The sequence below is a fragment of the Methylobacterium sp. WL120 genome (assembly GCF_008039465.1).
In the GTDB taxonomy this organism is placed as follows: domain Bacteria; phylum Pseudomonadota; class Alphaproteobacteria; order Rhizobiales; family Beijerinckiaceae; genus Methylobacterium; species Methylobacterium cerastii.
Genome location: NZ_VRUT01000171.1, coordinates 1 through 9,290, shown reverse-complemented (window position 1 = coordinate 9,290; position 9,290 = coordinate 1). Strand labels below are relative to the sequence as shown.

The 9,290-nt window shown below is 71.1% G+C and carries 11 protein-coding genes and 1 pseudogene; 9 read left to right on the top strand and 3 right to left on the bottom strand.

Annotation, left to right across the window (positions count from 1 at the left end; genetic code table 11):
* Positions 1-172 (bottom strand): annotated as a pseudogene (locus tag FV229_RS28270) (sugar transporter); the annotation flags it as partial.
* A gap of 270 nt (positions 173-442) precedes the next feature.
* On the opposite strand from FV229_RS28270, the gene FV229_RS22745 reads away from it, so the two are divergent.
* The 8 genes from FV229_RS22745 to FV229_RS22710 all read left to right on the top strand — a co-directional run bounded on the left by FV229_RS22745 (position 443) and on the right by FV229_RS22710 (position 7,369).
* Complete coding sequence (locus FV229_RS22745) at positions 443-1,726, top strand: alpha/beta hydrolase (protein WP_147754139.1); 1,284 nt, start codon at positions 443-445, stop codon at positions 1,724-1,726.
* Between the two features lie 90 nt (positions 1,727-1,816).
* Positions 1,817-2,380 (top strand): gluconokinase, encoded by a 564-nt coding sequence (locus FV229_RS22740; RefSeq protein ID WP_147754138.1) that lies wholly within the window; start codon positions 1,817-1,819, stop codon positions 2,378-2,380.
* Positions 2,377-3,183 carry a Cof-type HAD-IIB family hydrolase gene (locus tag FV229_RS22735; RefSeq protein WP_147754137.1) on the top strand — a complete coding sequence of 269 codons (807 nt, stop codon included), beginning with the start codon at positions 2,377-2,379 and terminating at the stop codon, positions 3,181-3,183. The genes FV229_RS22740 and FV229_RS22735 overlap by 4 nt, the downstream gene beginning before the upstream one ends.
* Positions 3,184-3,326: 143 nt before the next feature.
* Positions 3,327-4,298 (top strand): transglycosylase SLT domain-containing protein, encoded by a 972-nt coding sequence (locus FV229_RS22730; RefSeq protein WP_147754136.1) that lies wholly within the window; start codon positions 3,327-3,329, stop codon positions 4,296-4,298.
* Positions 4,299-4,617: 319 nt separating this feature from the next.
* Positions 4,618-5,523: a helix-turn-helix transcriptional regulator gene (locus FV229_RS22725; protein ID WP_281406027.1), complete on the top strand. Its 906-nt coding sequence runs from the start codon at positions 4,618-4,620 to the stop codon at positions 5,521-5,523.
* 209 nt (positions 5,524-5,732) lie between these two features.
* A complete protein-coding gene (gene cysE, locus FV229_RS22720; RefSeq protein WP_147754134.1) occupies positions 5,733-6,590 on the top strand; it encodes a serine O-acetyltransferase in 858 nt (285 codons plus the stop codon).
* A gap of 129 nt (positions 6,591-6,719) precedes the next feature.
* Positions 6,720-6,935 (top strand): DUF3126 family protein, encoded by a 216-nt coding sequence (locus tag FV229_RS22715; protein WP_147754133.1) that lies wholly within the window; start codon positions 6,720-6,722, stop codon positions 6,933-6,935.
* Positions 6,936-7,039: 104 nt separating this feature from the next.
* On the top strand, positions 7,040-7,369 hold the full coding sequence (locus FV229_RS22710) for a hypothetical protein (protein WP_147754132.1): 330 nt from the start codon (positions 7,040-7,042) through the stop codon (positions 7,367-7,369).
* Between the two features lie 9 nt (positions 7,370-7,378).
* Here FV229_RS22710 and FV229_RS22705 read toward each other — a convergent pair whose 3' ends face one another.
* Positions 7,379-7,957: a transglutaminase-like cysteine peptidase gene (locus FV229_RS22705; protein ID WP_246688298.1), complete on the bottom strand. Its 579-nt coding sequence runs from the start codon at positions 7,955-7,957 to the stop codon at positions 7,379-7,381.
* Positions 7,958-8,371: 414 nt separating this feature from the next.
* Here FV229_RS22705 and FV229_RS28265 point away from each other — a divergent pair, with 414 nt between their 5' ends.
* A complete protein-coding gene (locus tag FV229_RS28265; RefSeq protein ID WP_246688297.1) occupies positions 8,372-8,722 on the top strand; it encodes a hypothetical protein in 351 nt (116 codons plus the stop codon).
* 21 nt (positions 8,723-8,743) lie between these two features.
* Here the strand turns inward: FV229_RS28265 and FV229_RS22695 are convergent, their stop codons facing one another.
* Positions 8,744-9,289: a transglutaminase-like cysteine peptidase gene (locus FV229_RS22695; protein ID WP_147754130.1), complete on the bottom strand. Its 546-nt coding sequence runs from the start codon at positions 9,287-9,289 to the stop codon at positions 8,744-8,746.
* Position 9,290: the final 1 nt, after the last annotated feature.

Genomic DNA, 9,290 nt, shown 5'->3' with positions numbered 1-9,290 from the left:
CCTCGATCACGGCCGGCGTCACGTCGACGAGCTCGTAGCGCGCCAGCAGCCCCTCCGGCGTCGAGACCTCCGCCCCCGCCTCGACGGCCCGCGCCGTCGGACCCGAAGCCGGAAGAACCGAACAGCCCGACACCGCAAGTGCGGTGAGCAGGAGCAGGGGGAGGACGCGCATCCAGGATCGCCTGATCGTTTTCAAGGCCTCGACGCCTAGACCAATCGCAAGCTGCTGTCCGTAGCGGGGCGGACACACTCGCAGCGCGCGAGCTCGATCGGCCGCGGCGATCCCCGTTGTGCACATCGTCAAGTCGCGACTCCGACTTTCTGCGGGCTGGACGCTGACAGCGACACGGGCGATCTGGCTCTCGCGCCGACGAAGCCTTATGCCTGGAAAATATTTCCGCCCCACGACGCAGCGAACGACTTCGGAAGAACGCCCTCATCCATGAGGCTGCCTCTCTCCTACACCCCGCCGGACTTGCAGGCCGAGCGGACCGGCACGGTACGCCGCCGACAGGTGTTCTTCATTCCGGGCTACGATCCCGAGGCACGGACCCGCTATCGCCTGCTGTTCGTGCGCGAGCTGTTGCGGCACGCCAAGCGCTTCGGCGATCCGCGGCCCGACATCTCGCCGGCGACCTTGAGTGCGGACGGCATCCTACAGAGCTGGACGGTCGGACCGGACGAGGGCCGGGTGGCGACCGCCTACGACGTGCTGCTCTGGGACGACCTCGTCGCGCGGGACTTCCGTCGGCCGCGGGTGCTCAGCGTCCTGCTCCTCGTCGTCGGCACGCTCCATGCCCTGGTCCGCGGGCTGATCTGGCGGTTCTACCGGCTCAACTGGCTCTACGGGAACGTCGTGATCTACCCGTTCGTGATGGTCGTGCTGCTCTCGGCCCTGTCGCTGGCGATCGGGACCCTGGTGCACGCCCACCTCGGCGACTGGTTCGGCCACAGCCTCGGCTGGCCGCCTTGGGTGACCCTGCCGCTTGCCGTCGTCGCCGGGATCGCCTGGATCGTGGCGATCGAGGCTTTGCTCAACAGGTTCTTCTTCTGGCAGCTGCTGAACGATTGGGTGTTCAACTGGCAGCACGGCAACGGCTGGCGACGCGACTATGCCGCCCGCCTCGACGTTTTCGCCGACCGCATCCTCGCGCGGCTCGCCGAAGCCGAAGCCCGCGGCGAGCGGCCGGACGAGGTGATGATCGTCGGCCACTCCACCGGCGGGCTCACGGCCGCCGAGGTCGCTGCGCGGCTCCTCGCCCGAGCTCCGGACCTCGGAACGGGCGACACGGCGTTCTGCCTCGCGACCCTGGGCTCGGCCCTTCCGATCGTCGCCGCGCAGCCCTTCGCCCGGCATGTCCGCGGCGACGTGGCCGCCCTCGTCGCCTCGCGCCGGATCGTCTGGCTCGACGTGCAGGCGCCGCAGGATTGGATGAACTTCCCCGGCTTCAATCCTGTGCTCGACCTCGGGCTGCCGCTCGCCGGCGGCCCGATCGCGAACCCGCTGGTGCGGTCGGCACAGGTGCGGGACATCCTGACGCCGGAGACCTATGCGAAGGTCAGGCTCAAGCCGTTCCGCATGCACTTCCAGTTCCTGCTCGCGAACGAGCGGCCCGGCCCCTACGACTACTTCCGCATGGTCCTCGGACCGCAATTCCTGCGCGACCGGGCGATCCGTCCGATCATGGCGGAGCTGCCGCCGGCGGCGCCGAAGGCCGGCGGCTGAGGGGAGGGCGGCTCCGCTCGAAGGCCTCGCCCGGGCCGGGCGGCGTGCTATCTGCGACGCCGCGACCACGCGATCGAACCGGGAGCCGCGATGCCCGCGAGCCAGTCCACGCCGAACGACCCTGCGGGGTCCCCCGCCGCACAGGTGCTCGTGGTGATGGGGGTCTCGGGCTCGGGAAAGAGCACCGTGGCCGCCCTGGTGGCCGAGCGGCTGGGCTGGATCTTCGTCGACGGCGACAGCTTCCACACGCCCGAGCACGTCGCCAAGATGCATGCCGGCCTCGCCCTGGACGACGAGGACCGCGCGCCCTGGCTCGCCTCGATCGCGGTCTGGATCCGGCATCGCCTGGAGCGGGGGGAATCCGGCGTCATCGTCTGCTCGGCCCTGCGCCGGGCCTATCGCGACGTTCTCACCGGGGGCTCGCGGCAGGTCCGGATCGTCTACCTCGAAGGCAGCCGCGACCTGATCGCCGGCCGGCTCGCGCAGCGGCACGGGCACTTCATGGCGCCGGCCCTCCTCGACAGCCAGTTCGCGATCCTGGAGCCGCCGGGGGAGGACGAGCATCCGGTCGTCGTCGGCATCGCCGAGGATCCCGAGCGGATCGCCGAGCGCGTGGTCGCCCGGGTCCAGGCGACCGGAGGAGCCGTATCATGAGCGACCGCGACATCGACCTCGTGATCTCGGACGTCGACGGCACCCTCGTCGGCACCGACAAGAGCCTCAGCCCGGGCACGATCGCCGCGGTGGCGCGGCTGCACGCCGCCGGAATCGGTTTCACCGTCGCGTCGGCCCGCCCGCCCGTTGGCTTGCGCGGTCTCGTCGCGACGCTGGCGCTACGCCTGCCGATGGGCGCCTTCAACGGCGCGACGGTGGTCGGCCCCGACCTCTCCGTGATCGAGGAGCGGCTGATCCCGGAGGCGACCGCACGGGAGGCGGTCGACCGGATGCTCGCCGCGAAGCTCGATGTCTGGGTCTTCGCCGACGGCCTGTGGAGCCTGCGCGACCCGGCCGGACCCTACACCGACCTCGAGCGCCGCACCCTCGACGCCGAGCCGAACGTGGTGCCCGAGCTCGCCTCCCTTCTGGGACGGGCCTCCAAGCTCGTCGGCGTCAGCCGGGACCACGCGCACCTCGCCGCCTGCGAGGCCGAGATCGGCCGCACCCTGGAGGGCCGCGCCGTCGTCCACCGCTCGCAGGCCTACTACCTCGACGTGACCCCGCCCGGCGTCGACAAGGGCGGCTTCGTGGACTGGATGGCGGACCGGCTCGGCCTCGCGCGCAGCCGCATCGCCACCTTCGGAGACGCGGGCAACGACGCCGCGATGTTCGCGCGCGCCGGCTTGTCGGTGGCGATGGGCAACGCCGAGGAGAGGGTGAAGGCGGCGGCCACCGCCGTCACCGACGGCAACGACGCCGACGGCTTCGCCAAGGCGGTCGATCGGCTGATCCTGGCCTAAGAAGACGTCCGCCCCTGTGGCATGCTGGGCACAGGCTCCGCCCCCCGGGCTCGCCGCCCCCAGGCGACCGCATCCAAGCCGCTTTCCAGCCTCATTTGCCCCCGACCTAGCTTGACCAGAACAAGCGGGAACGGGTCTCCAGGATGCATCGACGCCTTCTCCTCGCCGCAGCTCTGGCGGTCGTGACCGTCCCGGCCATCGCGCAGGGAGCCCGCGACAACATCGATGCGCTGATCGAGCAGCACGCCAAGGCGAACGGCGTTCCGGCGAGCTTCGTCCACGCGGTGGTCAAGCGCGAGAGCAACTACAACCCGAAGGCCAAGGGCGGCAGCGCCCTCGGGCTGATGCAGATCAAGCCCGCCACCGCCCGCGGCCTCGGCTATCAGGGCGACGCCGCCGGCCTGCTCGATCCCGGGACGAACCTGAAATACGGCGTCGCCTACCTCGCCGGCGCCTACCGCACCGCGCAGGGCAACCTCACCCAGGCCTACGGCTACTACAATCGCGGCTACTACTACGCCGCCAAGCGCCAGGGCGTCGCCACGGCGGTCGCCGCGGTTGTGGCCCCGGTCGCGGCCTCCGCCAGCGCGGTCGCCAGCCTGTTCACCGGCGCGCCCGTCGTCGCCACCGATCCGAACCTCTCCGCCGCCAACGTGGCGCTGGCCTATGCCCCGACCGTGGCGGCGGCGCCGGCCGAGGCGGTCGCGGTCCCCTTGCCGCCCCGTCGTCCGGCAGCCCTCTCAGGGGCCGAGATGGTGGAGATGGCGAGCCTGCGCACGACGCAGGACCCCGCCGCCGACCAGCCGCAAGCGGACGCCGCCGCGACGGCCCAGACGATCGCGGTGCCGCTTCCGCCGCGCCGGCCCGATTCGCTTTCCGGCGCCGTCCAGGTGGCGAGCGCCGACCTCTCGGGGCTCACCCTGGCCGCCTCGCCCGCAGCGCCGCCGGCCGCCGCCACCGCGGATGCGGCCTCCGCCGACAGCGTCGCCGTGCCGTTGCCGCCGCGTCGGCCCTCGGCCCAGCGACTCGCTGCGTTCGCCCGGCCCGCCGCGCCTCGCAGGGCGCCCGCCGAGGAGCCCGTCCTCGAAGCCACCGCACTCGCCACCGACCAGTAGGTTTGTACCAGCGCGGGAAAACCGCAGAGGTTGTCCAGCCAACGATTTGCTGGCTGGGTTGACCGCGGGACCGCAGCGCAACACATACGGGGCGTCGGACGAGGGGACCGATGCGGTCGGCGCCGTGTGCGCCGCAGCATCGCAACCGCTCGAGTTCCTTTGACGAATCATCATGCACCGAGGGCAGGGGTGCGCCGGACGTCTCGCGAGAGATCGGGCGTGACCGCGTCATGGTCGTCCTTGTGTGAGGTTCGCGGCGCATCACTTGCGTCGGGATGGCCGAGAGGCCGATCTCGCGCGTGAGACCGACGCGCTTGGGATCAATCGGAAAGCGGACGACGCCATGACCGGCGCGGTGGAACAAGAATCACTCTTCCTGTCCGACCTCGGTCGCCGGGTCCGGCATGCGCGCACGGTCCGCGGCCTGTCGCGCAAGCTGCTGTCGCAGACCTCGGGCCTGTCGGAGCGCTACATCGCCCAGCTGGAGGGCGGGCAGGGCAACGTCTCGATCATCCTGCTGCGGCGCGTCGCCGACGCGATGGGCGTGCGCCTCGACGACCTGATCACCGGCAACGACGCGATCCCCGACTGGCCGGTTTTGCGCGACCTCCTCGGCCACGCCTCGCCGGCCCAGATCGCGGCCGCGAAGGACGCGCTTTCGGGCGGCCCGCGCGACGGGAGCATGCCGCGTCCACGCGTGGCGGTGGTGGGCCTGCGCGGCGCGGGCAAGTCCACCCTCGGGCGGATGACCGCCGAACGCCTCGGCTGGCCCTTCATCGAGCTCAACGCCGAGATCGAGCGCGAGAACGCGCTCTCGGTCCAGGAGATCTTCGCGATCTACGGCCAGGAAGGCTACCGCCGCCTGGAGCAGGCGGCATTGCGGCGCCTGACCGAGCATCCCGGGCCGTTGGTCCTAGCGACCAGCGGCGGCATCGTCGCCGAGCCGCTGACCTACGACCTCCTGCTGCAGGCCTTCTTCACGGTCTGGCTCAAGGCGCGGCCCGAGGAACACATGCAGCGGGTCCGCGACCAGGGACATCTCGCCATGACCGGCGATCACGCCTCGGCGATGCTGGAACTGCGGGCGGTGCTCGCCAGCCGCGAGCCGCTCTATGCCCGCGCCTCGGCGACCGTCGACACCTCCGACGTGCCCGTGGACGTGATGGTCGACCGCCTGACCCGCACGATCGAAGCGCGCTTCCAGGGGCAGGCGGTGACCGCCTGAGGGGTGCGATGTCGCGCCCGCCGTCCTGACGCGGCCCTTGATCGAGGCCGGCGGCCACCCCAAGCTTTCCGCTCACGTCGAACGGGAACCCGCCTTCGCCGGTTCGCGAACCGACCCGTGATCATCCGTGGACCCGGCGCGACCCGGTCCGGGCGCCCCGGCACGGGGCAAGCCGCCCTCCGTCGCCGCGCCACCCGAGGAGCAGAACCATGACTGGCAGCCACGCCCTCGGGCGCCCCGTCGCCGACGGGCTCGCCGGCACCGTCGACCCGGTCTGGTCGCGCCTGCGCGCCGAGTCCGAGGCGGTGATCCGCGACGAGCCGCAGCTCGCCTCCTTCATCGTCGCCACGATCCTGAACCACACCAGCCTGGAGGGCGCCGTCTCGCACCGGGTCGCCGCCCGGCTCGGACACGCGGCGCTTCCCTCGGAGCTGGTCGCGCATGCCTTCCACGAGGCGATCCAAGCGGACCCGCGCATCGGCGAGGCGTTCCGCGCCGACATCGTCGCCGTGATGGACCGCGACCCTGCGACCAGCCGCGCGATCGAGCCTGTGCTGTACTTCAAGGGCTTCCACGCCATCCAGGCGCACCGCCTGGCGCACCATGTCTGGAACCAGGGCCGGCGCGACCTCGCGCTCTACCTACAGAGCCGGTCGTCGGAGGTGTTCCAGTGCGACATCCACCCGGCGGCGCGGATCGGACGGGGGGTGTTCCTCGACCACGCCACCGGCCTCGTGGTCGGCTCCACCGCCGTGATCGAGGACGACGTCTCGATCCTGCATGCGGTGACGCTCGGCGGCACCGGAAAGCAGGGGGCCGACCGCCATCCGAAGATCCGCCGCGGCGTGATGATCGGTGCCGGCGCCAAGATCCTCGGCAACATCGAGGTCGGGGAATGCGCCCGGGTCGCCGCCGGCTCGGTGGTCCTGCGCCCGGTGCCGGCCAACACCACGGTGGTCGGGGTGCCGGCCCGCGTCGTCGGCACCGCCGGCTGCGCCGAGCCGGCCCGGGCCATGGACCAGCTCGTCAGCATGGACCAGTTCATCCACATGGCCGAGGGCATCTGACGCGCGGGTCCGGCCGCGCTTGCTCCTCCGCCGAGGGCGTGGCAAGCGGTGGCCCGGCCGCCGGGCGGGCTCCCGACCAGGGCACGCACCCGGAACGCCCTGCATGAAGAACCCGAAAGGCTCGACAGCGTGACCAAGCCCGAAGTCGCGAAGCTGCAGGACTACCTGCGCCGCAAATTCGCCAACGCCAGCATCCGCATCGTGGCGATGAAGAACGGCGATTCCGCCGAGGTCTTCATCGGCGACGAGTCGATCGGCGTGATCTCCGACGACAAGGAGGACGGCGACGATTCCTTCATGTTCCGGATGGCGATCCTCGACATCGATCTCGAGGACGACGCCTGAGGCGCGTTCGGCCTGTGCACGGGTTAACGCTAACCCGCACAGGTGCTTAACGTTTCGTAAACATCAGGGTTAGACTGCGCGCATCCTCGGTCGGAGCGTGCGTCATGGTCATCACCCTCGCTTCCCTCGACGCGATCCGGACGCTCTGCGTGGGCTTGGCCCTCTCGGGGCTCCTCGCCAGCGCGTTCGAGATGTGCACCACGCGTCGCGCTAGCTTCAGCCTGCTCGGGCACGGCGGCGTCACCGCCGTCGCCGCGCTGCCGATGCTGGCCTTCGGGGCGCCCTTCATCATCCTGCGCAACACCCTGCGCGGGCGCCGGATCGAGGGGCGCCCGATGCCCTTCGTGATGCTGGCGACCGTCATCGCCTGCGGTTGGGGCCTGCTCTCGGGCCGCGTCGCGCTGGGCCTTGCGGCCTTCGTCGTCGGAGCCTGACCCGGCCCGTCAGCGGTTAGCCGTCGCCGCCGGCGAGGCGCCGCCGTTGAGCGTGACCCAGGCGCGCCCGTCCTGCCCCTCGCGCTTGATGTAGGCGTATCCGGTGTCGCGCCACGACAGGATCGTGTTGGTCTTGTTGTCGAGGATGAAGTCGCCGCGATCGGTGCGCACCATCAGCACCGCGTGGCCCTCGCCGATGTCGTCGATGACCACGGTCATCCGCAGCGCACGCCGGGGCAACCCGCGCTCGATCAGCATCCGACGCTTGAGCAGCTGGTAGTCCTCGCAATCACCGAACCCGTCGTCGGGGAAGTCCCATCGATCGACGACGCCCCAATGGGCCTGGTCGGTGACCGGCCTGATCCGGGCGTTGACCCGGCGGTTGACGCCGGTCAGCGTCCGCCACAGGTCGGCGTCGAACCGGATCGTGGCCGGCTCGCGCGTGTCCACGTCGCACTCGGTGGGCATGCGCTGGCAGAACGCGGTCCAGGCCGCCACCGGGCGCGCTGCCGCCCCGGTCTCCACTGGCGTGGCCGCATCGGGCAGGCTGGCGAGCGTCCGGGGCTGGGTCGAGGCCCCGCCGATCATCAGGATCGTTCCGGCAAAGCCCAGGGCGGCCGCGCGCCCGGTGCTTCGCAGGGCAAAGCGCCATCGGATGCCGCCGAGGGCACCCGCCGCCTGGACAACCGCGTACCGCATGCTCGATGCTCCGCCCTGCCGAAGCGACCAAGCTGGCACGTGCGTGCCGGCGGCTCAATCGAAAAATGAATGCGAATTAACCAATCGGCTCCCGGATGGTTCCACCGAGGCCGCGGGCGATGCGCGAAAAAAGTTCATGCGCTTCGGGAATGCGAGACCTGCGCGGTCGATCGCCCCTTGATTCCGGCGTGATTCGCAGCTTGAGACTGTGACACCGGCGTGACGGCACGCCGGCGCCACGGGATCGGCTTCGCAGGTCCCAGCAAGACATCGGCCAAGCGGCCGCCAGGGATCATCGCAACCGTGTCGCAACCCCCCATCCATCTCATGATCCGGGCTCTCGCGGAGAACGGCGCCCCGGGGGCGATCGACATCGCCCAGCACGCGGTGGAAATGTTCCTCGCCGCCTCGCCGACCGATGCGGACCGTGCGCTCGCGGTCGACATCCTGCTGCGCGACCTCGCCAGCCTGCGCGGCGTCGCCCCCCACATCACCGCCTTCATCGGCCGGATCGAGATGCAGCTCGGCCGCATTCGTCGGGACGCCCTCAAGCGCCCGGCGCAACGCCCCGTGCCGGCGGATGCGGAGATGACCGAAGAGGTCGCGGCGTCCGAGGTCGAGGCCGAGGCCGAGCCGGCGCTCCAGGCCGCCTGAGCCTTCTGAGCCGCCTGATCCTCAGCGGTTGGCGGTGGTGACAGGCGAGGTGACGCCGCCGAGCGACACCCAGGCGACGGCGTCCTGGCTTTCGCGCTTGATGAAGGTGTAGCCGGTGCGGTGCCAGGGTAGGATCTGGCTGGTCTTGTTGTCGAGCACGAGGTCGCCGCGATCGGTGATCAGGGTGAGGACGGCGTGGCCCTCGCCCTTCTCGTCGATGACTACGGTCATCCGCATGGCGCGGCGCGGCAGGCCGGCGCGGGCGAGCAGGCTGCGCTTGAGCAGCTGGAAGTCCTCGCAATCGCCCGAGCCGTCCTCAGCGAGGTCCCAACGGTCCGGCACCCCGAGGTGGTCCATGTCGGTCACCGGCGTCACCGTGGCGTTGACCCGCCGGTTGACCGTCTGGATCGTGTTCCAGATCGCGGGGGTCATCGCGATGCGGGCGGGCTCGGCGGCGTTGACCGCGCACTCGGCCGGGTAGCCCTGGCAGAAGCCGACCCAGGCCAGGATCGGCTTGGCGGCGCCGACCGGCTCGGCGGCCAAGGTGGGGGCGGGCAGCGAGGCCAGG